The organism is Luteibacter sp. UNC138MFCol5.1, from assembly GCF_900110505.1.
Lineage (GTDB): Bacteria > Pseudomonadota > Gammaproteobacteria > Xanthomonadales > Rhodanobacteraceae > Luteibacter.
This window is the reverse complement of sequence record NZ_FODZ01000005.1, coordinates 203374-227265: the sequence shown is the minus strand read 5'-3', so window position 1 is coordinate 227265 and position 23892 is coordinate 203374. Positions and strand designations below refer to the sequence as shown.

Sequence of the window (23892 nt, the reverse complement as noted above, 5' to 3'; positions counted from 1 at the left end):
CATGTATGAGATCGTCCAGAGCGAGACATTCCGGCGCTGGTTTTCGCGGCTTCGCGATGCGGACGCGACTGCGCGCATACAGGCGAGGTTGCGTCGTATGTCGTTGGGTCATCCGGGCGACGTCAAGCACGTCGGATCGGGTGTCCGCGAGATGCGCATCGCCTGCGGTCCCGGATATCGCCTCTACTACATCGTGCGCGCGTCGGCGCTGGTCATCCTTCTGACAGGCGGCGACAAGAGCAGTCAGCGCGCCGACATCGAACGGGCGATCGCCATCGCCGCAGCATGGGACCACGGTGCATGAAAGAACGATTCACACGCTGGGATGCCGCCGACCACCTCCGGACCGAGGCCGACCAGACGCGCTACCTCAACGCCTGTCTCGCCGACGACCCAGGCGATGGCAGCCTCGTACGCGCCGCGCTTGGCGACATCGCGCGCGCGCGCGGCATGACGCACGTCGCACGCGCCAGCGGCATCTCGCGCGAAGGCCTCTACAGGGCGCTGGCGACGGACGGCAACCCCGAGTTCGCCACCGTCATGCGCGTGATGCGCGCGCTCGGCGTGCACCTGCACGCGGCCTGATCTAGCAAGCACCTGACCGCGCCAACCGGCCGTTCGCGTGCGACGGTATCGCCGCGCGCCGCGTCATTCGCGCCCACGGGTGAGAAACCTCGGAGATTCGTCGCGCGGGCGCTCGTCGGGCAGCGTCTCGCGCTCGGCGTCAAAAGAACCAGCAACTGTGATCTCCATCGCACTTTTGCGACGGGTGCGCTAGGTCATATCTCATTCTCAAGACGTAGGCGTGCTCGACAGGAATGATCGGCACGCGGTGCTCAAGCGGCCGCCGCGTATCGTTCTTTACCAGGAGAAACACGTGCGAAAGAATCGCATCTCGTGCGTCGCTATCGGCGCCTTCTGTCTGCCTTTGTGCGCGTTCGGCCAGGGAGCGGCAGGGTCTTCGGAGACGGCGTTCGACAACGAGCCGTTTTTTCAGCGCATCGAGGCGCTGGCCCACGATGCCGCTGACGGGGCCGAAGCCTTGCAGGAGCATTGGCCGATTCGGGCGCCCGCACGGGAAATGCGCAGCAATACCGTCAGCTATGTCGGCGGTGGCGCGCCGCTCGTGCCGGGCATCGACGTGCGGGCCTCCGAGATCAGGGTGAGACGAACAGATCCGTCGCACGTCGTCGTTGCGAACATGCAGCTCTCGGCCCCGTGCATCAGCCTCGACACCGTCCGCGCGCGTTACCCTTCGGCGATCGTGACCGGCTCGCCACACAACGGTTCGCCGGACGCATATGGTACGTGGTCGATCTTCGGGCCCGACGGGGAGATCGCCTTCGGATTCTCCTACGTCAATCCGAAGTGCGTCGGGCGGGTGACGCTGGTGCCGGGTGCGTCGCCGCCGGCCTGATCCCTCTAGGGAGGCACCAACAAAACGCCTGGCAGGAGCCGGGCGTTTCATATCAGCGCACGAAGCGTATGCAGCCGCGTGCCGCTGGCTTCGACGATGGCGAGCCCTGCGCCGCCGATGAGGCCTGGCTCGGGGTCCATGATCGCCAGGATCAGAATCGCCTCCGTCGTTCCGCGGGAAACGTAGCATCGGAGTTCTAGCCTCGCCCACGCGCGAATCAGGCCGAACTCAAGCATGGGCTTCGGCAGATTGCGGATGGTTCTCAAATGCGACGGCGACAAGCAGCGCCGATGTTTCGCCACGCAAGCTGGACATGTAAGGAGTCATCGATGATCGCAAGAGTGGCTGGCGCCTTTCTGCTGGCCTTGTTCACGCCGTACGACGCCAACCACGGCCTTCCCGCATCCGGCGACGCTGGCGATCAGGATCCCGTTTTCTGGCAGCGGGTGAACGACATCGCGAGCCGGCTGGCGGAGGGCGAGGAAGCGCTGCGCGGCGTTTGGCCCGGAAGCTCTCTGTCATCGAGCGACGACGATCGATCCGAAAGCGGTGCTGGTCCCTTTTCGCCCTCGACCACCGTCACGCGTTCCGAGTTGCGACAGCGCAGGGATGGACGGCTGGCGGTGGCGGTCATCGACATCGGCGGGCGTTGCGTTTCCCGAGGTGAAGTCCTGACTCACTACCCAGGGCTCGAACTTCGGGACACGCCGAGGCCGGACATGCCCGACGCGTCGAAGCGAGTGGTCTGGTCAGCGAACGTCGATCGCGGAAGCGTGGTGTTCAGCTTCGCGGACGGCGCACCCGGATGCCTTCGGAGCGTCTCGTTCAGTCCAGACTGACGTCGAGGAAGCTGGCAAAACGAAACGCCCGGCGGGAGCCGGGCGTTTCGTTTCAGCACGAAGCGAGGCTCAGCGATGCAGCGGCGTGCCGCCGGCTTCGACGATGGCGAGCGCGGCGCCGCCGATGAGGCCCGGCTCGGGATTCATGATCGCCTGCGTCGGCACCTTTTCCATCGTGTCGCGGAAGCGGCCCTTGGCTTCGAAACGCTCGCGGAAATGCTTCTGGATCCACGGGAGCAGGATCGGTGTCATGCCGCCGGTGAGATACACACCGTCCCATGCGCCGAGCGTGAGGACCAGATCGCCCGCCACGCTGCCGAAGATGCCGGCGAGGGCTTGCACGGCCCGCGCGCACATCGGGCAGGTGCCTTCCGTCGCACGCTTGGTGACATCTTCCGGCGTGATCGTCTCATCGGGCTTCTGGCCGGCGATCTCGCAGATCGCGGTGTAGAGGTTCACCAGGCCCTGGCCACTGATCAGGCGCTCGTTGGAGACGCGGCCGTAGCGGAGGTTCAGCACCTTGAGGATCTCGATGTCCTCGGCGCTGTGTGCCGCGAAGCCGGCATGGCCGCCTTCGGTCTGCAGCACGCTGACCTTGTCGCCGCGGATCAGCAGGCCGCCGACGCCCAGGCCCGTGCCCGGACCCACGACGACGAACGTCTGCTCGTCCTTGGCGCCGATCACGGGAACGGCCGGCTCGCCGATCCGCTCGAGCTCGCGATGGCCGTCGCGCAGGGCCTTGTCCGGGCTCATCAGCATCACGGCCATCGACTGCGCGGCGAAGTCGTTGACGAGGTGGACCCACTCGAGGCCGAGTTCGCCCGCCAGCGTATGCGCCGAGATGGCCCACGGATTGTTCGTGACCTTGACGGTCTCACCGTTGTCGATACGGCCGGCGGCGGCGATGATCGCGCGGGTCGCCTCGTGGCCGGTTTCCTTGAAGTACTGCTTCGCGGCGTCCGCCATGGAGGCGTAGTCCTTGACGTGGTACTTCCTGACGCTGGATTCGATAAGCGGTTGATCTTCTTCCGGATGCGCGATGCCGAAGCGCACATTGGTGCCGCCGAGGTCGGCGAGCAGGGTCGGCGCCGGAGCGCTAACGTTGGCCATGTTGGAGAACCTGTCGTGTCACGGAAGCACGCAAGGGTGCCTCGCATGGGGGCTGGCGTCTAGTGAAGGCTGTCCCCGCGCTTAGCTACGAGCGTGGTTCTCCTTGAACGGCCTTCCCTGCCGGCACTTTGACGTAAACGATTACGTCGGCAGAATACTCCATTGCCCGGACCATTGGCAGGCTCGACCTGCCGCCCGCGGCGCCCACCGGAGAAAGTGATGGCAGCGGTTCGCCTCGACAAAGTACGCAAGGTCTACCCGAACGGTCACGTGGCGCTGAAGGAGGCCAGCTTCGAGATCGCCGACGGCGAACTCCTCGTACTCGTCGGCCCGTCGGGCTGCGGCAAGACGACCCTGCTGCGCATGATCGCCGGCCTGGAGTCCATCAGCGGGGGCACGATGACCATCGGCGACCGCGTGGTGAACGACGTCGCGCCGAAGGACCGCGACATCGCGATGGTCTTCCAGAACTACGCGCTGTATCCGCACATGACCGTGCGCGAGAACCTTGGCTTCGGCCTGCGCCTCCGCGGCGTGGCGAAGGAGGAGATCGACCGTCGTGTCGACGGCGCGTCCGGGATGCTCGGCCTCGACGAACGCCTCGACCATCGACCGGCCGCGCTCTCCGGCGGGCAGCGCCAGCGCGTGGCGCTCGGTCGCGCGCTCGTGCGCGATCCCGCCGTGTTCCTGCTCGACGAGCCGTTGTCGAACCTCGACGCGAAGCTGCGTCTGTCCACGCGCGTCGAGATCGCGCGTATTCATCGACGCCTTGGCGCGACGATGGTCTACGTCACGCACGACCAGATCGAGGCGATGACGCTCGGTCAGCGCATCGTGGTGCTCAACGGTGGCGTGATCCAGCAGCTCGATACGCCGATGAACCTCTACAACAAGCCGGCGAACCTCTTCGTGGCCGGCTTCCTCGGCAGTCCGGCGATGAACCTGTTCCACGGCACGCTGCGCCGCGCCGACGGACTCGTGCTGGAAACGCGTGATGGGGCGATCGCGCTCGGTTCGGATGTCGCCGCGCTCGCGGCCTACGTGGACAAGCCGGTCATCGTCGGCATCCGTCCCGAGGACCTCCTCACCGTGGGCGATCACGAGGGCGTCGCGGAGCGCCTGCGCGCGCACGTGGAAGTCGTCGAGCCCGTGGGCAACGAGGTGTTCCTGAACATGCGCCAGGGCGACGACGAGCTGGTCGCGCGCGTTCCGCCGCACTCCACGGTGCAGCCGGGAACCGATGTCGCGCTGGGTTTCCTGCCCGAACGCCTGCATTTCTTCGATCCGGAAACCACCGCCCGCATCGGCTGAGCGCCGGGAACCACGGTCGCCGCCCCTGCGACGCTTTGCCCCCCGGAAGGAGGGCGAGGAGGCGTAAAATGGGCGGATCGCCAACGAACAGGTTCGTCCCATGACCTTTCCCGCCGTTCGCATGCGCCGCATGCGTCGCGACGCCTTCTCCCGCGCGCTGATGCGCGAGAACGTGCTCACCGCCAGCGACCTCATCATGGTGGCCTTCGTGGTCGAGGGCCAGGGCGTCCGCCAGCCGGTGCCGTCGATGCCGGGCGTGGATCGCCTGTCGATCGACGAACTCGTGAAGCTCGGCGAGGAATGCGTCGCGCTCGGCATCCCCGCGCTCGCGCTGTTCCCGTCCGTGGACGCGTCGGCCAAGTCCGAGGACGCCGCCGAGGCCTGGAATCCGGATGCGCTGTTCCAGCGCGCCACGCGCGAGCTGAAGGCGCGCTTTCCGGAGCTCGGCCTCATCGGCGACGTGGCGCTCGATCCGTACACGACGCATGGGCAGGACGGTCTCATCGACGCCGATGGCTACGTGATGAACGAGCCTACGGTCGAGGCGCTCATCCGGATGTCGCTCGCGCAGGCGGAGGCCGGCATGGACTTCATCGCGCCGTCCGACATGATGGACGGCCGCATCGGCGCCATCCGCGAGGCGCTCGAAGACGCCGGCTACATCCACACGCGCATCCTGGCGTACTCGGCGAAGTACGCCTCGAGCTTCTACGGCCCGTTCCGCGACGCCGTCGGATCCTCGGCCAACCTGGGCAAGGGCAACAAGCACACCTACCAGATGGACGTCGGCAACAGCGACGAGGCCCTGCGCGAGGTCGAGCTCGACCTCCAGGAGGGCGCCGACGTCGTCATGGTGAAGCCGGGCCTGCCGTACCTCGACATCGTCCGCCGCGTGAAGGACACCTTCGGTGCGCCGACGTTCGTCTACCAGGTCAGCGGCGAGTACGCGATGATCAAGGCGGCGGCGCAGAACGGATGGGTCGACGAGAAGGCCGTGGTGATGGAATCGCTGCTCGCGATGAAGCGCGCCGGTGCCGATGCGATCCTCACCTATTTCGCGATCGACGTCGCGCGCTGGCTGAAGGGCTGACGCAAGTCCCGGATTCTGCAAATCCCATCCGCGCACGCGTGACATAATCGCGGACGACATTGGTGGGAGTCGCAGGATGGATGGGCATCATTTTCTGGAGACGGCAGTCGTCTTTCTTCTGGCGACCGTCATCGCGGTTCCGCTGACCAAGCGCTTCCGCCTCGGCGCCGTCCTCGGCTACCTGCTCGCGGGCGTGGTCATCGGCCCGTCAGTGCTCGGCCTGGTGAGCGATACCGAGGGCGTCGCGACGATCTCCGATTTCGGTGTCGTGCTGATGCTGTTCGTCATCGGCCTCGAACTCTCGCCGTCACGCCTGTGGGTGATGCGGCGTGCGGTATTCGGCAGCGGCAGTCTCCAGGTGCTGACCTGCGCGCTGGCGCTGGGCGCCATCGGCTACTTCCTGTTCGGCCTCACGTGGAAGGCGGCCGTCATCGTCGGCGGCAGCCTGGCGTTGTCCTCGACGGCGTTCGGTCTGCAGATCCTCGCCGAGCGCAAGGAGGCGGGCACCGTCTATGGACGCCAGGCCTTCGCGATCCTGCTGTTCCAGGACCTCGCGGCCATTCCCCTGATCGCCGCCGTGCCCCTTCTCGGGGGCGCCATCGCGCGCGACGCGCATGCCCCCGATCTGTTCAGCGTCCTCCGCGTCGTCGGCACCATCTTCGCGGTGATCGTCGGTGGCCGGCTGCTGCTGCGCCACGTCTTCCGATTCGTCGCGCGTGCCAAGAGCACGGAAGTCTTCACCGCGACCGCGCTGCTCGTGGTGATGGGCACGGCGTGGCTGATGGAACTGGCCGGCATCTCCACGACGCTCGGCGCGTTCCTTGCCGGTCTGCTGCTGGCGGATTCGGAATATCGCCACGAGCTCGAATCCAATATCGAACCCTTCAAGGGTCTTCTGCTCGGCCTGTTCTTCGTCAGCGTGGGCATGTCCGTGGATCTCGGCATGCTGGTGGCCAAGCCGCTGCTCGTGCTCGGCATGGTCGCGCTCCTGCTCGCGGTGAAGGCCGTGCTGATCCTGCCCTTGGGCCGGGTGGTCGGCGCGTTGACCATGGGCGATTCGGTGAGGCTCGCCGCGGTGCTCGCATGCGGCGGCGAATTCGCCTTCGTGCTGCTCAACCTCGCGCAGCAGAACCAGCTGATCAACGGCAGCCAGCGCGGCCTGATGGTGATGGCCATCTCGCTGTCGATGGCGCTGACGCCGCTGCTCGTGCTGCTAGCGTCGCGCCTGGTGCACGACCGCGTGCGCAAGCCGGACCGCGAATTCGACGCGATCGAGGCCGATACGCCGCGCGTCATCATCGCGGGCTTCGGCCGCATGGGGCAGATCGTCGCCCGCGTGCTGCGCGCGCAGGGCATCCAGTTCGTGGCGCTGGAGAGCTCTGTCGAACAGGTCGAGACGTCGCGTCGCTTCGGCGGTACGTCACTGTTCTTCGGCGACCCCGGCCGGCCCGAAATGCTGCGCGCGGCGCAGGCGGACAAGGCCGAAGTCTTCGTCATCGCCACCGACGATCCGGAAGCGAACCTGCGCACCGCCCGCCTGGTGCGTCGCCAGTACCCGCACCTGAAGATCGTCGCCCGCGCACGCAATCGTCAGCATGCGTTCCGCCTGATGGACATCGGCGTCGAGGACCCCGTACGCGAAACGTTCTACTCCAGCCTGGAGATGACGCGGCACGTGCTCGAATCGCTGGACATGCCGGCGGACGTCGCCGCGAGTCGCATCGAGCGTTTCCGCAAGCACGACGATCAGGTGCTGCGCGCGCAGTACCTCGTTTACGACGACGAGACCGCGCTCGTGCAGACGAGCAAGGAAGCGCTGCACGACCTGCAGCAGCTCTTCGAGGCGGACGCCGTGGAAGAGCGCGTCCGCGACGGCGAGAAATAGATCAGTCCGGCTGGGCCGGCTGCCTGAGGGTCTGCCTCACGCTCGGGATCGCGCCGACGCGCGTGCCGAGTTCGTGAGCGATGTCGACGTAGCCGAGGTGCCGCGCGACGTCGCCGGCCGTGCGGCCGAACGCATCCGCCGCGTTGCGGTTCGCGCCGCGCTGGAGGAGCACGCGGGCCGGCGGCAGCAAAGCGTGCATCGCGCACGCGTGCAGCGCGCTGACGCCGCGATGGTCGGCGTGTTCCATGGCGGCGCCAGCATCGAGCAGCACGGGCACCAGCGCGCCGAGATGGGTCGCGTCCGCGTGGCTGCCCGGGCGCATATGCGCGCCAAGCAGGATCAGCAACGGCGTGACGCCGTCCTTGTCGGCCTTGTTCACATCGGCGCCCTTGCGGATCACGGTGTCCAGCAGGCGGCGTGCGCGCAGGCTGTCGCTGCTGCCGAAGCAGTACTGCGCGGCGGCATGCAACGACGTATGCCCGTGCGCATCCTCCGCCGCCGCATCGGCGCCGGCGGCGAGCAGCATCTCGGCGATCTCGGGATAGCCGAGCGTGGCGGCGATCATGAGCGCGGTGGCGTTACCCGGCAGCCGCTGGTCGGCGGCGACGCCTCGCGAGAGCAGCAGCTCGACCACCGATTCCCGGCGTGCGTTGACGGCGGCCGCGAGCGGCGTGACCCCGGAGGCCGCGGCCGCCGACGGATCGGCGCCGGCCGCGAGCAGGTGTTCGGCCACGTCGCGCTGGCCCGCGCCGGCGGCGCGGAGCAGGGCCGTCGCGCCCTGCGCGTCGCGGGTTTCGACGTCGAAACCCAGTTCGAGGAGGCGATCCACGGCCGCCATGTCGCCCGCGGCGGCCGCCGCGGGCAGGTCGGCGGCGCGCAGCGCGCGACGCGGCAGCGGCCACGTGGCCCAGCTGAGCCAGCGCTCCACGTCGCCGTGGCCGATACCGAGGCCATATGGCGTCTCGCCATTGACGTCCGCGGCTTCGGGGTCGGCACCGTGGGAGACGAGCGCGCGGACGAGCGGGAGGTTGTCGCCGCCATGTTCCAGCGCCGCGTGCAGCGGCGTGCGGCCGCCGAGGTCGCGGACGTTCGGATCCATGCCGCGGGCCAGCAACGCGTCGAGCAACGCGACGCGGCCGGTCGCGGCCGCCATGTGCATGGGCGTGCGACCGCGCGCGTCGGCGCCGAACGGGTCCGCGCCGGCGTCGAGCATCGCCAGCGTCAGGCGCTCGTCGACACCGTCGAGGCGGCAGACGGCCTGACCCAGCAGCCCGGCGCCCGCCGGCGACGCGCCCGCTTGCATCAGCTGCAGGAGCGCTTCGGCCGATTGCGGCAGTTGCGGCAGCAGCGCGTCGAAGAGGCGCCGGCCGAGGACGCCTTCGTCTTCGGCGGGCGGCGCCAGGCGCGCATCGGCGGAAAGACCATGATCGAGCAGCCACGCGCGCGCCATGTGCAGGCCGGTACCGGCCAGCTCGAGATAGAGCGCGGCAAGCTGTTCGGCTGGCCATTCGCGAACCTTCGTGGCGAACGTCGACGCGACCGCCCAGTGGCCGAAGCGCAGCGCGTCGTAAAGATGCGCCGGGGAGTCGGCGCCCGCTTCGGGCACCACGGATTCACTCAGCGAGGTGGGCAGCGGCGTGTCGGGATCGAGCAGCGCGACGAAGTCCCAGCGTCCCGCGGCGGCCGCATGATCGAGGGCGCTGCGTCCGTCGGCACCGGTTTCCTTCGGCTGCGCACCGAGCGTGAGCAGCGCGCGCACCGTGGCGGCCTGCGCGCGTGGCGACTGGCACGCGAGCGTCAGCGCGTCGCGTCCGTGGCCGTCGCGGGGAGATGCGTCGGCGTGGGCATCGGCCAGCGCCTGCACGATGCCTTGCGCGCCCGCGCGAGCCGCTTCCATCAGGGCGGTCGTGCCGTGGCGGTCGGCGAGGTTGGGATTGGCGTGCGCCTGTAGCAACGCGCGCGCGATCTGTTCGTGTCCCTCCGCCGCGGCGGCGATCAGCGCCGTGCGGCCGTGCGCGTCGGTCGCGTTGACCGGCGCCTTGTAACGAAGCAGGACCTTCACGCCTTCGCTGTCGTCGTCGGGAATGCCGGCCGCCGCGACGAGCGCCGGTTCGCCACCCACCGGCGCCGGCTTCGCGCCGTGTTCGAGCAGGAAGCGGGCGAGCGTCCAGTTCGCGGCGCGGCAGGCGATAACGAGCGGCGTGTCGCCCGCCGCGTTGACGGCGTCCACCGGCGCGCCGGCGTCGAGCAGCATCGCCGCGACGGTCGGCTCGGCGCTGAGCACCGCGCCGTGCAGCGCCGTGTTGCCATGGGCGTCGGTCGCGGCGGCGTTGGCGCCATTGGTGAGCAACGTGAGCACGGCTTCCGGTCGGCCGTGCCAGCTGTCGCGGCATGCCGCGAGCAGCGCGGTCATGCCGCCGTGCACGCGGTCCACGCGAGCGCCCTTGGCGATCAGCGCGCGCAGCAGGCGCGTGTCCGGCGACAGCGCGGCGAGGGTGAGGACGGGGCGCTGGTCGCGCTCGCCGGGCTCGGCATCGCCATCGGGTGCCGCGCCGGCCTCGACCAGTGCGACGGCGCGCGCGATGTCGCCTTCGCGCAACGCGGCACGAAGGGCGCGATCGCGCACGCCTGGCTGGGCCTCCTCGGTGCTCAGCACGGGGATGGGTGCGCGCGGCGGCTCGACGGGCGCCATCGCGGGCTCGCGGCGCGGCTCGGCGCGCGCGGACCGGACGTGTCCGCGACGATCGCTGAGCAGGGCGCGCAGCGTGCGGTTGGCGATGACCATGCAGCCGAGCGGCAGCAGCACGAGCGCATAGAGGCCCAGCGCGGCGATGCGCAGTTCGGCCGGAAGCACGCCGTACAGACCGGACAGCGCGACCGCGCAGAACGCGAGCACGAGCAGGCCGAGCGCCGCGGGAAGGAAATGGGAGAAGAAGCGCTCTTCCGCCGAGAGATGGCGGCCGAACGAGATCGAGCGGGCGATCGCGGTGAAGATCCACGATCCGTCGCCGCTTTCCTCCGGATAAGCGTCGTCCCAGAGGAACACCAGGCCGAACGCGGGCCAAACGCGCCACAGTGCCGTGAACGCCACGACCAGGGTCGCGGCCAGCAGCAGCGCCGCGCCGAGGCTCGGCGCCTGCGTCAGCTTCAGCAGCGGCCAGGCGACGAGCACGAAGACCACGAACGCGTAGGCGGTGAACATCACCAGGTGCGCCGATCCGCGGCGCAGCACCGTACGCACGTAGCTCGGCTCCGGATCGAAACCGATCGCGTGGCACACCGCGCCCATGGCCAGGGCGTTCGCGAGCAGCAGCGGAATGAGGGCGAGCGGCGATGCGGTGAGACCCGCGCACGCGACGGCGGCGAGGGCGGGGAGGAACCAGGGCAGTGCCTTGATCAGCGATGGTCGACGACGTTTGGGATTGGCCATGCGCGCGAGTATACGGAGCACGTCACGCCTACGCGGTAACGTCGCGTTAACTCGCGCTGCACGCCGCGATTCCGTGCGTTTTTGGCCGGATCAGTTCCTTACCAGGACTAGGTCGGGATCGATCTCACGATTGTGGTTCGGCTGGTTGCACACGCTGAGCGTCTCGTTCGGCGGACTCTGCAAGTGCCAGCCCTGCGCCGCGAGATTCGCCATCACGCGTTCGCTGTCCTCGTTCGGCAGCTTGCGCTGGGGCGTCAGTTCGACCTCGAGCACGAAGCGCAGCTCGCCCAAAAGCAGGGCGAGGGGCTCGGGAACGGCCTGGAAGCCGTCGCGTTCGGCAAGCCACAGGTAGGAGTCGGGCTTTCGCTGGCTGGCGTAGACGAAGCAGTGCATGACGGCAGGTCTCGCTGGGGGCCAATGGGACAAGGTAGCAAAAGGCGCAGGGAAATGCGTGACGGGCGTCCCGGTCGTTTCATCTTTGTTGCATCCGCACTTGCAAAAACAGCGTCAAGTCCGCCAGAGTTCGCTGCCAGATTGTTAAACGCGCGTATGAAAACAAGAAATTTTTGCGTTTTTTCGCGTGATCCAGTCGCCCCAGAGCAAAACAGGAAGCAGGAGCCCGTCCGCATGCAGAAGCTGAACCTTTCGACCCGTCCGCTGGCCGCCGCCGCCCTTTCGCTGGCCATCGCCGGCGCGCTGGTCGCTCCGCAGGCCGCCCACGCCAGCGCGTTCCAGCTCAAGGAAAACAGCGCCAAGGCCCTCGGCCGCGCGTTCGCGGGCTCCGCCGCCGCTGGCGACGACGCCTCGGCCATCGTCAACAACCCGGCCGCCATGACCCTCCTGAAGGGCAACGTGTTCCAGGCCGACGTGACGGGCATCAACTTCAGCACCAAGTTCCACGGCACCGCGACCGACGCGCAGGGCCGTCCGATCAGCGGTGGCAACGGCGGCGACGCCGGCACCACGATCCCGGTTCCGGCGCTGTACTTCGCCACGCAGGTCGCCGATCGCTGGCACTTCGGTCTCGGCCTGACCGCGCCGTTCGGCTTCAAGACCGAATACGACTCCGACTGGAAGGGCCGCTACAACGGCATCAAGTCCGACTTCAAGTCGTTCGACGCCACGCTGTCCGCCTCGTTCGACGTCACCGACACCTTCACCTTCGGTGTCAGCGCCATCGCGCAGAAGACCAGCGCCGAGCTGACCAGCGCCATCAACTACAACACCGTCGGCCTGGGTCTGATCCAGCGCGCTGCGGCCGCCGGCCAGCTGTCGCCGGCCGTCGCTCGCGCCCTCGCCGCCCAGTACGCGGCGGTCGTTCCGCCGGGCAGCGACGGCTACGCCAAGATCAAGGGTGACGACTGGGCCTACGGCTGGCAGGTCGGTGGCCTGTGGAAGCTAACCCCGAACGATCGTCTCGCGCTCAGCTACCGCAGCAAGATCAAGCACAACCTGGAAGGCACGGGTAACTTCACCATGCCGACCAACGTGACGGCCGTGCTGTCGAACCCGACCGTCGCCGCCCTGCTGGGCCGCGGCCAGCCGCCGTTCACCCACACCGACGGCCGCGCGGGCTTCACCACGCCGGCGATCGCCACCGCCAGCTTCTGGCACCAGGACGAGAAGTTCGGCCTCGGCTTCGACCTGTCGTGGACGAAGTGGGATGCGTTCGAGAACCTGACGGTCAACTACTCCAACCCGAACCAGCCGCCGACCAGCGAGAAGTACGGCTGGCGCAACAGCTGGTTCGTGTCGGCCGGCGGTGAGTACTACCTCAGCGACAAGCTGACGCTGCGTGGCGGTATCGCCGTCGACAGCACCCCGACCTACGACGACACCCGTTCGCCGCGCGTGCCGGACTCCACCCGCAAGTGGCTGGCCTTCGGTGTCGGCTACAAGGCCACGGAGCGCTTCGAGCTCAACGCCGGCTACGCCCACATCTTCGTGAACAAGGCGCACATCGGCGGCGTGAACAGCGGCACGAACGACCGCATCGTCGGCGAGAACGACGACAAGGGCAATCTGCTCAGCGTCTCGGCCAAGTACGCGTTCTGATAGAACGATACCTGGCGAAAGAAAACCTCCCCGGCGACGGGGAGGTTTTTTTATGTCCGCCGTTCCCGGCTTATGGTTGGAGCGCACCTGGGCGCGATGCGCGGTGCGCTTGTCTCCGCCGGATCCCCGCGCTCAGTACGCGTATTCGCGGAACACCGGGTCCACGCTACCGTTCCACTCGCCGTGGAACTTCTCGAGCTTCACGTCCGCCTGCGTCTTGCCCGAAAGCGCGATCTCGAGCAGCGGTTCGAGGTAGATCGACTCGTCGATGCCGCGATTGCCGCGCTGGTTGCGACGCTTCAGGCCATGGTCCGCGATCTTCAGCGACTCCAGCGCGAGCTCGCGCACGTGGTGGGCGCGGAAGGGAAGGTCGAGCGCATGCTTCGGCACGCCGTCGCGAAGCGCATGGCGCTCCGCCTTGCTGAAATCCTTGACGAGGTCCCACGCGGCGTCGAGCGCCACGTCGTCGTACAGCAGGCCGACCCAGTACGCGGGCAGCGCGCAGAGCGAGCCCCACGTGCTGGTGTCCGCGCCGCGCATCTCGAGGTACTGCTTCAGGCGCACTTCGGGGAAGGCCGTCGTGAGATGGTCGGCCCAGTCCTTCATGTCCGCCTTCACCCCCGGCAACGCCGCGAGCTCGCCGCGCATGAACTTCTTGAAGTCCTGGCCGGAAAGGTCGACGTACTTGCCGTCCCGGTAGCTGAAGTACATCGGCACATCGAGGATGTAATCGACGTAGCGTTCGTAGCCGAAGCCATCCTCGAAGACGAAGTCGAGCATGCCGGTACGGTCGGCGTCGGTGTCGGTCCACACGTGCGACCGGAACGACTTGTAGCCGTTCGGCTTGCCTTCGGTGAAGGGTGAATTGGCGAACAGGGCGGTGGCGATCGGCTGTAGCGCGAGGGCGACGCGGAACTTCTTTACCATGTCGGCCTCGCTCGCGAAATCGAGGTTGACCTGCACGGTGCACGTGCGCGTCATCATGTCGAGCCCGAGCGAACCCACCTTGGGCATGTACTCCCGCATGATCTTGTAGCGACCCTTCGGCATCCACGGCATCTGGTCGCGCCGCCACTTCGGCTGGAAGCCCATGCCGAGGAAACCGATGCCGAATTCCTCGGCAACCGAGCGCACTTCCTTCAGGTGGTTGGTGACCTCGTCGCAGGTCTCGTGGATCGTCTTCAGCGGGGCGCCGGACAACTCCAGCTGGCCTGCCGGTTCGAGCGTGATGTTCGCGTTGTCCTTGGTCAGCGCGACCGGCGTTTCGCCCTCGCGCGCGATATTCCAGTGGTACCGCTCCGCCAGGCCTTCGAGGATCGCGCGGATGCCCGGCCGCTCGCCTTCGAACGGCGGCGGCGTCAGGTCGTCGGTATAGAACCCGAACTTCTCGTGCTCGGTGCCGATGCGCCACTCCGCCTGCGGCTTCTCACCCTTGGCGAGGTACTCGACCAGATCGTTGCGGTCGCCGATGGGCGTGCTCTTGGCGGCGCTGGGTATGGACACGTCACTTTCCTTGGCTGATCGGCTGACCGGTGCCGCCCACATGGGGGCGCGATGGGGCAAGCAAAAGGTCGGGGGAGGGTAGCAAAAGCGGAGTGGGGAGCAGGGAATCGGGGGCGCGATCCCGGCGTGCGCTCGAGGGTACGTGAAGCGTTCGGCTGCGGCGTCGCCAGCGCGGAGTTGTGCATCGCCTCGTGCGCCCGCCGGCTATGTCGCCCCCACTTCCCATCCCCCGGCCCCCCGCTCCGAAAAATAAAAGGCCGCCCCATCGAGGCGGCCTTTCGTCATGTCCGACGATCCGGCAGGCGCGAGGCCTAGCGCTTCATCGAATTGAAGAACTCGTCGTTCGACTTCGTGTTCTTCATCTTGTCGAGCATGAACTCCATGGCGGCCAGTTCGTCCATCGGGTGGAGGAGCTTGCGCAGGATCCAGATCTTGGCGAGCAGGTCCGGATCGATCAGGAGGTCTTCGCGGCGGGTGCCCGAGCGGTTGATGTCGATCGCCGGGTAGACGCGCTTCTCGGAGATGCGGCGGGACAGGTGCACTTCCATGTTGCCCGTGCCCTTGAACTCCTCGTAGATCACCTCGTCCATCTTCGAGCCGGTGTCGGTCAGCGCCGTGGCGATGATCGTCAGGCTGCCGCCTTCCTCGACGTTGCGCGCCGCGCCGAAGAAGCGCTTCGGACGCTGCAGGGCGTTGGCGTCGACACCGCCGGTGAGCACCTTGCCGGAGCTCGGCACCACCGTGTTGTAGGCGCGGGCCAGGCGGGTGATGGAGTCGAGCAGGATCACGACGTCCTTCTTGTGTTCGACCAGGCGCTTGGCGCGCTCGATCACCATCTCGGCGACCTGCACGTGGCGGACGGCCGGCTCGTCGAAGGTGGAGCTGATCACTTCGGCGCGGACGGTGCGGGCGATCTCGGTGACTTCCTCCGGACGCTCGTCGATCAGCAGCATGATCAGGTGGACGTCGGGATGGTTGTACTGGATGGCCTGCGCGACGTTCTGCAGCATCATCGTCTTACCGGACTTCGGCTGGGAGACGATGAGGCCGCGCTGGCCGCGACCGATCGGGGCGACCAGGTCGAGGATGCGGCCCGTGATGTCCTCGGTCGAACCGTTGCCACGCTCGAGCTTGAAGGCCTTGCGCGGGAACAGCGGGGTGAGGTTCTCGAATAGCAGCTTGTTCTTCGACGCCTCCGGCGGATCGCCGTTGATGTCGTCGACCTTGAGCATCGCGAAGTAGCGCTCGCCTTCCTTCGGATGGCGGACGCGTCCGGTGATGTAGTCGCCGGTGCGCAGGTTGAAGCGGCGAATCTGGCTGGGCGAGACGTAGATGTCGTCCGGGCCGGCCAGGTAGGACTCGTCGGCCGAGCGCAGGAAGCCGAAGCCGTCCTGCAGGATCTCGAGCACGCCTTCCGCCCAGATGCCGCCGCCCGAGCGGGCGTGGGCCTTGAGGATGTTGAAGACGACGTCCTGCTTGCGCTGGCGCGCGACGCCCTCGCGCACGCCGAGCGATTCGGCGAACTCGAGCAACTGGATCGCGTTCTTGCGCTTCAGTTCCGTCAGGTTGATCAGGCGATCGTTGCTGCCGGCGTCGGCGTTCTCGTCGTCGTCGACCGGATAGCCGTTGTTGTTGCGCGGATTCTGGTAGTTGCCGTTGCCGTTGCCACCGCCGCCACCGCCACCGCCACCGCCACCGCCACCCTGGCGCTGCTGGTTGCGCTCGTTGCGACGGCGGCGACCGCGGCCTTCGCGCTCGTTGCGGTCGTTGCGATTGTTCTGGTGCTGGTTGGGGTTGTCGCCGCGGGCCTGCTGGCCCTGCGGCTGCCCATTGCCCTGGGGCTGCGACGAGCCGCCGTCACGGGACTCGCCCTGCGGCGGCGCCGGACGCGGCTCGGCCGGCGCGTTGCCGAGCTGCAGCTCCGCCTGCGGGGCGGGCGCCGGAGCCGGAGCCGGCACGGCCTTGGCGGGAGCCGGCGCCGGAGCGCTCGTCTCGACCGCGGGCGCCTCAGGGGCGGCCGCCTTGCGGCGGGTACGCGGACGCGGCTCGGTCGCAGGCTGGTCGCCGGCGCCCTTGGCGTCGATGGAGTCTTTGGTTTCGATATCGGACACGGGCAAACCTCACGGGGCGCCGTTGGAAGAAAGAAGGGAGAGGGTTCGCGACAGGGGGGACAAGCGGTGTCCCGGCGAACTCCTAGAGCCTAGCATCGCGTGAGGCGCGTCGTAAAGCGCCTCACGCGGCGGCGAAAGGTGGAGCGGGGTGTTACGTCAGATGGACTTGTCGATGAACTGGGCGAGGGCGCCCTTGTTGACGGCGCCGACCTGGGTACCGGCGACCTTGCCGTCCTTGAACACCATCAGCGTCGGGATGCCGCGGATGCCGTACTGGCTCGGGGTCTTCTGGTTCTCGTCGATGTTGATCTTGACGATCTTGACCTTGCCTTCGTACTCGCCGGCGAGCTGCTCGAGCGCGGGAGCGATGGACTTGCAGGGGCCGCACCATTCGGCCCAGAAATCGAGCAGGACGGGGGTGTCGGATTCAAGGACGTCCTTCGAGAAGGCGGCATCGCTCGTATGGGTGATCTTGTCGCTCACCGTGGTCTCCAATAGAGGGGCGGGAAGGGGGTTGACGACCGTGACGCTGGCATCGGCTACACTTAGGAGCCCCATGTCGCGGGTCCAACCGGAACCGAAGGTCTTGGCCATTGCGGCCGGTGGCCCTCATTCCACCCGAACTAGGGGCGCGATTCAAGCGATTCAAGGTCGCCGACGGATGGTTTCCGTTGACATAGGTAAACCGGTTCACGCAGCCGGTTCACCTATGCCAGCGGGAACCCTCCAGGCGGCCGCCACCCGCCTCCGGCCTTCGCGCGCCGGGCGCGTCGACAGGCCGCCGGACTGGCAACCGGCCCTTCCCGACTCTCCCGTGACGCCGGCCGGACCATCCCCGTCCCGTGGTGCACGCTTTGCCGCCGGGACGGCGCCGCGCACGCGCGGCGCGAGCTTCCAGGCCTTCCATTCCATGTCCGAAACCGTACTCACCGACGTCTTCTACGAAAACCTCGACCTGCATCCGCTGCTCCAGCAGGGTCTCGCCGCCGCCGGCATCACCCGCTGCACGCCGATCCAGGCCCTCACCCTCCCGATCGCCCTGACCGGCCGCGACGTCGCCGGCCAAGCCCAGACCGGCACCGGCAAGACGTTCGCCTTTCTCGTCGCGCTCGTCGACCGGCTGCTGAAGAATCCGGCCCACCCGGACCGCAAGGATTCCGACCCGCGCGCGCTGGTCATCGCCCCGACGCGCGAACTCGCCATCCAGATCGAGAAGGACTTCCAGACCATCGGCAAGGCCACCGGTCTGCGCAGCGCGCTGATCTACGGCGGCGTCGACTACGACAAGCAGCGCCAGCAGCTGCGCGACGGCTGCGACATCATCATCGCCACGCCGGGCCGCCTGCTCGACTACTACAAGCAGGACGTCTTCGGCTTCGGCAGCGTCGAGGTCATGGTCATCGACGAAGCCGACCGCATGTTCGACCTCGGCTTCATCAAGGACGTCCGCTTCATCTTCCGCCGCCTTCCCGCGCGCGAGAAGCGCCAGGTCCTGCTGTTCTCGGCCACGCTCAGCCACCGCGTGCTCGAACTCGCCTACGAGCACATGCACGAGGCCGAGAAGCTGGTGGTGGAAACCGAGAACGTCACCGCCGACCGCGTGCGCCAGATCGTCTACTTCCCGTCCAAGGAAGAGAAGATGCCGCTGCTGTTCAACCTGCTGGAGGAAACGAAGGCGGAGCGCAGCATCATCTTCGTCAACACGAAGGCGGCCGCCGAGCGCATCACCGATCGCCTGAAGCGCCACAACTTCCGTGTCGGCGCCATCTCGGGCGACGTGCCGCAGGTGAAGCGCCAGAAGCTCCTGCAGCGCTTCCAGGCCGGCCAGATCGACCTCCTCGTGGCGACCGACGTCGCGGCGCGCGGCCTGCACATCCCGGCCGTCAGCCACGTCTTCAACTACGACCTGCCGCAGGATGCCGAGGACTACGTCCACCGCATCGGCCGCACGGCGCGCCTCGGCGCGGAGGGCGACGCGATCAGCTTCGCGTGCGATCTCTACGCGATGGGCCTGCCGGACATCGAGACCTACATCAACCAGAAGATCCCCACCGCGTCGATCGAGGCCCGCATGCTCGTCATGCCGGCGCCGCGACCGCGCGCCGACGGCGTGCAGGACGAGGTGGACGATCCGAACGACAACGACGGCCACATCCCGACCCGCGGCGCGCCGCCGGAGAAGGGTGCCCGCGGTGGTCGGGGTGGCCGCGACGGTCGCGGTCCGCGTTCCGGCGAACGGTCGGGCAGCCGCGAGCGCCGCCCGCGTCCGCCGCGCGAAGAGGGCGCCGCCGCTCCGTCGCCGACCGAGGTGCCGGTGAAGACGGTCGTCGTCGCCGAAACCGTCGCCGGCCTGCCGGCCGCCGCGGAAGCGATGGCCGACGCGTCCGCGACGAAGAAGCGTCGCCGTCGTCGGGGCGGCCGTGGCCGCGGTGCGCGCGAAGACGCCGAAAACACCGCCGGCACCGTCGTCACGGCAGGCGAGAGCCAGCCGTCCGCGCCGCGCAAGGCCGACGGCCCCGCCAACCCGAACCGCCGTCCGTCCCGCCAGGTGACGGCCGCGCGTCCGGCCGCCACCCCGGCGCCGGCCGCGCCGAAGGCGCCGGAAAAGGTCGGCCTGCTCCGTCGCATCGGCCGCCTCTTCGGCGGCCGCTGACCCGGGCGCCCCGGTAGGAGCGCGCCCTGCGCGCGACGGCTTTTGGGGCCGTGCGCAACAGGCCGTGCAGCTCTTCGCGAAAAGATGTCGCGCGCGAGGCGCGCTCCTACCGGGCCCGTTCCACATCCCTTATCCTCTGAGGCTTAACAGCCAACGGGTGATGCGGTGATCGGTTTCGATCTGGTGAGCAAACGATACGAGGGCGGCCACCAGGCCCTTACCGATGTGTCGTTCCAGGTCGGCGCGGGCGAGATGGCATTCGTCACCGGTCATTCCGGCGCGGGCAAGAGCACGCTCCTGAAGCTGCTGGCCATGATCGAGCGCCCCACCAACGGCGTCGTCACCCTCGACGGCCAGAAGCTCAACACCGTTCGCCCCGGCGACATCCCGAAGATCCGCCGCAAGCTCGGGATGGTCTTCCAGGACCACCGCCTGCTGCTGGACCGTACCGTCTTCGCCAACGTCGAACTGCCGCTCATCATCGGTGGCGTGTCGCCGGCCGATCGTGGCCGTCGCGTCCGCGCCGCCCTCGAGAAGGTCGGCCTGCTCAGTTACGAGAAGCAGCTGCCCGAGGCCCTGTCCACGGGCGAGCAGCAGCGCGTCGGCATCGCGCGCGCCATCGTCGCCAAGCCGGCCGTGCTCATCGCCGACGAGCCCACGGGCAACCTCGACCCCCAGCTGGCCATGGAAATCATGTCGCTCTTCGCCGAATTCCAGGCCGTGGGCACCGCGGTGCTGGTCGCCAGCCACGACCTCATGCTGATCAAGCGCATGAAGAAGCGCGTCGTGGTCCTCGACCACGGCAAGCTCGTCGCCGACGTGCCCGCGACGGAGGTCGTATGAACGCCGCCCGCGACGCACGCAAGACACCCGAGACCGAAGCGACCCGCCGCAGCGGGCCGCGCAAGGTCGGCGCCTGGCGCGAACACCACGCGTGGAGCATGTCGATCAGTCTGCGCCGCCTCGGCGCGCGACCGCTCGGCACGCTGCTCACCATCGCGGTGATGGGCGTGGCGCTCGCCCTTCCGCTGACGTTCTATCTGCTGCTCGACAACGTCCAACGCATGGGCGACGCCCTCGGCCGCAACCAGTCGATCAGCGCGTTCCTGAAGCCCGGGCAGAACGCGGGCGTGGCCGAGACGGCGGCCTCCGCTCTGCGCGGACGCCCCGAGGTCGCCGACATCGTCGTGCGGACGCCGAAGGATGGCCTCGACGAACTGGCGGAAGTGCAGGGTTTCTCCGGCGCCTTGCAGTCGCTCGACGCCAACCCCTTGCCGTACGTGCTCTCGGTGCAGCCGAAGGCCGGGCTATCGGCGGACGACGTCAACCGGCTGGTCGAGGCGATGAAGGCGACGCCAGGCGTCGACATGGTCCAGGAGACCGGCGCGTGGCGGCAGCGCCTCGACGCCCTCGTCGGCGTCGGTGGACGCGCCGTCGGATTGCTCGCGTTGCTGCTGGGCGTGGCCGCGTTGCTGGTCGTCGGGAACACCATCCGCGTGGACATCCAGAGCCGCAGCGCCGAGATCGGCGTGCTGCTGCTCATCGGCGCGAGCCGGCCGTTCGTGCGCAGGCCTTACCTGTATGCCGGCATCTGGCTCGGCTTCCTCGCCGGCGTGCTCGCCGTCGCCCTGGCCGTCGTGCTCGAACTGGCGATGGCCGGACCGGTCGGGCGGCTCGCCGCGGCGTACGACGGGAGCGTGAGCTTCGGCGCACTCCCCGCGTGGCTGCTGCTTTCGGTACCCTTCGCGTCTGCCGTGCTGGGGTGGCTCGGCGCGCGTCTCGTCAGTGCGAGGCAGATCCGCCGCGCCGCGGCGGGCTGAGAGGGAAGGGGAACTTAGGGTGGGATCTCACATCGGTTCGGGTGTCGCCGGCGCCACGCCACGCATCCTGCTCGTCGACGGCTCCAAGGTCGTCCGGCAGCTGATCGCGCGCGTCGTCGCGGCCGAGGTGCCCGGCGTGGAAATCGTCGGTGCGGCCACCGGCGCGGAAGCGCAGACCGAACTGCAGCGGGGCGTCTTCGATTTCGTGACCGTCGCCCTGCGCCTGCCCGACATGGACGGTCTGGAACTCGCCCGTTTCGTACGCGAGGCCACGCCGCAGATCTACATGCCCATCGTTGTGGTGTCCGGCGACGTCGAGGCGCGCCTGCACCGGCGCGAACTCGGCGAGTTCGTCACCGACTACTTCGACAAGTCGCTCGGCTTCGGCGCGCTCGCGGAGTTCATCCGCGGCTACGTGCGCCCCGAGGGCGGCGCCGAAGGTGAAGTGCTTTACGTGGAAGACAGCCGCGTCGTCGCGCTGGCCACCCGGCGCATGATGGAGAAGTACGGCCTGACCGTGCACCACGTCATCAGCGCCGAAGACGCGCTCGAACACCTGCGCGCCGCCAGGGATCGGGGTGACGTCGGCGCCGACGTCGTGCTCACCGACGTCAGCCTCAAGGGCGAGCTCACCGGCGGTGATCTCGTCGAGCGTATCCGCAACGACTTCGGCTACGGCAAGGGCCAGCTGCCCACGCTGATCATGACCGGCGACGAGAACCCGGCGAACCAGGCGGCGCTGCTGCGCGCCGGCGCCAACGACCTCGTCGAGAAGCCGGTGGAAGAAAAGCTGCTCATCACCAAGCTGCTCTTCCAGCTGCGCGTCGCCCTGCATCTCCGCGACCGGGTCGAACATTGAACGACCGCGTGAAGCTCGAGCCGAGCTGGAAGGCGCGGATCGGCGATTACCTCGACCGTCCCGACATGCTGGCGCTGTCGGCGTTCCTTCGTGAGGAAAAGGCCCGCGGCAAGGAGATCTATCCGCCTGGCCCCGAGATCTTCAATGCCTTCGCGCACACGCCGTTCGAGGCGGTCCGCGTGGTCATCCTCGGCCAGGACCCGTACCACGGCCCGGGACAGGCGCATGGGCTGAGCTTCTCGGTGCGGCCCGGCGTGCGCGTGCCGCCCTCGCTGCAGAACATGTTCAAGGAGATCGAGGCCTGCCTCGGCATCCCGCGTCCGGACCATGGCTGCCTGACGCCATGGGCCGACCGTGGCGTGCTCCTGCTCAACGCGGTGCTGACCGTCGAGGCCGGGCAGGCGGGTTCGCATCAGGGCAGGGGCTGGGAAGGTTTCACCGACGCCGCCGTCGACGCGCTCAACCGCGGGCGGGACGGCCTGGTCTTCATGCTCTGGGGCAGCCACGCCCAGAAGAAGGGCCAGCTGATCGACGGCAAGCGCCACCTGATCCTCCGCAGCGTGCATCCGTCGCCTCTCTCGGCCCACCGCGGTTTCCTCGGCTGCGGTCACTTCGCGCAGGCCAACGCCTGGCTGGAAGCCCGCGGCGAGCAGCCGATCGACTGGTCGCTGCCGCCGCGCCCGGAAATCGCCGCCCTTTAATTGGTCCGGCGGAGACCCATATTCCTATGTGGAACAGCCACCTGGCTGGGAGCCTCTCCGGTTCCCGGGCTGGGCTTGCCGTCTCTCCCCTGAATGCCCCGAACCTCCCTCTGGACACCTGCCCGGTATTTCTGTACTATGGCGTACAGTTAACCGATGAACTTCGGGCTGGCTTAGCACTCTCATTCCGGGACTGCTAATCTGCATACAGACTTTCAGGAGGTTCCACACATGTCCCAAGCCCTCGCCACCCGTAACTACGGGCTACCGAGCGTCGTTGGCAGTCTGGATTCCTATATCTCGGCCGTCCATCGCATCCCGGTGCTCAGCCTTGACGAGGAGCAGTCGCTGGCGCGCCGCTTCCACGACGACGCCGATCTCGACGCCGCCAAGCAGCTCGTGATGTCCCACCTGCGTTTCGTGGTCCACGTCGCGCGCGGCTACAACGGCTACGGCCTGCAGCTCTCGGACCTGATCCAGGAAGGCAACATCGGCCTCATGAAGGCGGTGAAGCGTTTCGATCCGGACCAGGGCGTGCGCCTGGTCAGCTTCGCGGTCCACTGGATCCGTGCCGAAATGCACGAGTTCATCCTGCGCAACTGGCGCATCGTGAAGGTCGCCACCACCAAGGCGCAGCGCAAGCTGTTCTTCAACCTGCGCAAGAGTAAGAAGCGCCTGGGCTGGATGAACGCCGAAGAGGTTCGCGTGGTCGCCAACGACCTGGGCGTGCCGGAAGCCACCGTGCGCGAGATGGAATCGCGTCTTTCGGGCCGTGACATCGGCTTCGAGGCGCCGACGGACGCGGACGACGGCGAGAAGCCGGCCCCGGCCGCCTTCCTGGTCGACGAAGGCGCCGATCCGTACGACAACCTCGCCGAGGAAGACGCCAGCAACAACCAGATGGGCGCGCTGTCGTCGGCCCTGAGCAACCTGGACGAGCGCTCGCGCGACATCATCCAGCGTCGCTGGCTGGCCGAGGAGAACAAGGCCACGCTGCAGGATCTCGCGGACGAATACGGCGTGTCGGCCGAGCGTATCCGCCAGATCGAGGCGAACGCCATGAAGAAGATGCGCGTCGCCATCGCCGCCTGACCGGAGCGATTGGCGT

At 68.0% G+C, this 23892-nt stretch carries 21 protein-coding genes; 14 read left to right on the top strand and 7 right to left on the bottom strand.

Translation table 11 applies throughout. The features are described 5' to 3' along the window. The first annotated feature begins 1 nt into the window (after position 1). The 3 genes from BMY69_RS15190 to BMY69_RS15180 all read left to right on the top strand — a co-directional run bounded on the left by BMY69_RS15190 (position 2) and on the right by BMY69_RS15180 (position 1417). Positions 2-304 carry a type II toxin-antitoxin system RelE/ParE family toxin gene (locus tag BMY69_RS15190; protein ID WP_090057542.1) on the top strand — a complete coding sequence of 101 codons (303 nt, stop codon included), beginning with the start codon at positions 2-4 and terminating at the stop codon, positions 302-304. After that, the gene (locus tag BMY69_RS15185) at positions 301-585 is read left to right on the top strand and encodes an addiction module antidote protein (RefSeq protein ID WP_090057539.1); all 285 of its coding nucleotides are present in this window, start codon (positions 301-303) and stop codon (positions 583-585) included. Before BMY69_RS15190 ends, BMY69_RS15185 begins: the two co-directional genes overlap by 4 nt. 220 nt (positions 586-805) lie before the next feature. After that, the gene (locus BMY69_RS15180; RefSeq protein WP_143070490.1) at positions 806-1417 is read left to right on the top strand and encodes a hypothetical protein; all 612 of its coding nucleotides are present in this window, start codon (positions 806-808) and stop codon (positions 1415-1417) included. Between the two features lie 47 nt (positions 1418-1464). Here the strand turns inward: BMY69_RS15180 and BMY69_RS15175 are convergent, their stop codons facing one another. Then, entirely contained in the window at positions 1465-1653 is a 189-nt protein-coding gene (locus BMY69_RS15175) for a hypothetical protein (RefSeq protein WP_090179768.1), read from the bottom strand. Between the two features lie 93 nt (positions 1654-1746). On the opposite strand from BMY69_RS15175, the gene BMY69_RS15170 reads away from it, so the two are divergent. After that, complete coding sequence (locus BMY69_RS15170) at positions 1747-2256, top strand: hypothetical protein (RefSeq protein ID WP_090179765.1); 510 nt, start codon at positions 1747-1749, stop codon at positions 2254-2256. A gap of 69 nt (positions 2257-2325) precedes the next feature. Here BMY69_RS15170 and glk read toward each other — a convergent pair whose 3' ends face one another. Continuing rightward, entirely contained in the window at positions 2326-3366 is a 1041-nt protein-coding gene (glk, locus tag BMY69_RS15165; protein ID WP_090179762.1) for a glucokinase, read from the bottom strand. Between the two features lie 219 nt (positions 3367-3585). On the opposite strand from glk, the gene ugpC reads away from it, so the two are divergent. The 3 genes from ugpC to BMY69_RS15150 all read left to right on the top strand — a co-directional run bounded on the left by ugpC (position 3586) and on the right by BMY69_RS15150 (position 7652). Then, entirely contained in the window at positions 3586-4677 is a 1092-nt protein-coding gene (gene ugpC / locus BMY69_RS15160) for an ABC transporter ATP-binding protein (RefSeq protein WP_090057528.1), read from the top strand. A gap of 100 nt (positions 4678-4777) precedes the next feature. Then, positions 4778-5767 carry a porphobilinogen synthase gene (gene hemB, locus BMY69_RS15155; RefSeq protein ID WP_090179759.1) on the top strand — a complete coding sequence of 330 codons (990 nt, stop codon included), beginning with the start codon at positions 4778-4780 and terminating at the stop codon, positions 5765-5767. Between the two features lie 76 nt (positions 5768-5843). Continuing rightward, complete coding sequence (locus BMY69_RS15150; RefSeq protein ID WP_090057523.1) at positions 5844-7652, top strand: monovalent cation:proton antiporter-2 (CPA2) family protein; 1809 nt, start codon at positions 5844-5846, stop codon at positions 7650-7652. 1 nt (position 7653) lies between these two features. Here BMY69_RS15150 and BMY69_RS15145 read toward each other — a convergent pair whose 3' ends face one another. Next, positions 7654-11082 (bottom strand): ankyrin repeat domain-containing protein, encoded by a 3429-nt coding sequence (locus tag BMY69_RS15145; RefSeq protein ID WP_090179757.1) that lies wholly within the window; start codon positions 11080-11082, stop codon positions 7654-7656. A 90-nt stretch (positions 11083-11172) separates the two neighbouring features. After that, positions 11173-11475, bottom strand: coding sequence for a YcgL domain-containing protein (locus BMY69_RS15140; protein ID WP_090057518.1), 303 nt, complete (start codon positions 11473-11475; stop codon positions 11173-11175). Positions 11476-11709: 234 nt separating this feature from the next. On the opposite strand from BMY69_RS15140, the gene BMY69_RS15135 reads away from it, so the two are divergent. Beyond that, on the top strand, positions 11710-13137 hold the full coding sequence (locus BMY69_RS15135) for an OmpP1/FadL family transporter (RefSeq protein ID WP_090057516.1): 1428 nt from the start codon (positions 11710-11712) through the stop codon (positions 13135-13137). Positions 13138-13269: 132 nt separating this feature from the next. On the opposite strand, the gene BMY69_RS15130 is transcribed toward BMY69_RS15135, so the two are convergent. The 3 genes from BMY69_RS15130 to trxA all read right to left on the bottom strand — a co-directional run bounded on the left by BMY69_RS15130 (position 13270) and on the right by trxA (position 17234). After that, complete coding sequence (locus tag BMY69_RS15130) at positions 13270-14640, bottom strand: glutamate--cysteine ligase (protein ID WP_090179755.1); 1371 nt, start codon at positions 14638-14640, stop codon at positions 13270-13272. Positions 14641-14951: 311 nt separating this feature from the next. After that, a complete protein-coding gene (gene rho / locus BMY69_RS15125; RefSeq protein ID WP_090179753.1) occupies positions 14952-16751 on the bottom strand; it encodes a transcription termination factor Rho in 1800 nt (599 codons plus the stop codon). A gap of 156 nt (positions 16752-16907) precedes the next feature. After that, positions 16908-17234, bottom strand: a complete 327-nt coding sequence (gene trxA, locus BMY69_RS15120) for a thioredoxin TrxA (RefSeq protein ID WP_090179751.1) — start codon at positions 17232-17234, stop codon at positions 16908-16910. Between the two features lie 427 nt (positions 17235-17661). On the opposite strand from trxA, the gene BMY69_RS15115 reads away from it, so the two are divergent. From BMY69_RS15115 to rpoH, 6 genes are all read left to right on the top strand, one after another. Continuing rightward, the gene (locus BMY69_RS15115; protein ID WP_090179748.1) at positions 17662-19404 is read left to right on the top strand and encodes a DEAD/DEAH box helicase; all 1743 of its coding nucleotides are present in this window, start codon (positions 17662-17664) and stop codon (positions 19402-19404) included. Between the two features lie 165 nt (positions 19405-19569). Further along, positions 19570-20247: a cell division ATP-binding protein FtsE gene (ftsE, locus tag BMY69_RS15110; RefSeq protein ID WP_090057503.1), complete on the top strand. Its 678-nt coding sequence runs from the start codon at positions 19570-19572 to the stop codon at positions 20245-20247. Beyond that, positions 20244-21224, top strand: coding sequence for a permease-like cell division protein FtsX (gene ftsX, locus BMY69_RS15105; protein ID WP_090179745.1), 981 nt, complete (start codon positions 20244-20246; stop codon positions 21222-21224). The genes ftsE and ftsX overlap by 4 nt, the downstream gene beginning before the upstream one ends. Positions 21225-21243: 19 nt before the next feature. Continuing rightward, on the top strand, positions 21244-22083 hold the full coding sequence (locus BMY69_RS15100; protein ID WP_254779388.1) for a response regulator: 840 nt from the start codon (positions 21244-21246) through the stop codon (positions 22081-22083). Further along, complete coding sequence (ung, locus tag BMY69_RS15095) at positions 22080-22784, top strand: uracil-DNA glycosylase (protein ID WP_090179743.1); 705 nt, start codon at positions 22080-22082, stop codon at positions 22782-22784. The genes BMY69_RS15100 and ung overlap by 4 nt, the downstream gene beginning before the upstream one ends. Positions 22785-23015: 231 nt before the next feature. Further along, entirely contained in the window at positions 23016-23876 is an 861-nt protein-coding gene (rpoH, locus tag BMY69_RS15090) for an RNA polymerase sigma factor RpoH (RefSeq protein ID WP_090179741.1), read from the top strand. Positions 23877-23892 lie beyond the last annotated feature (16 nt).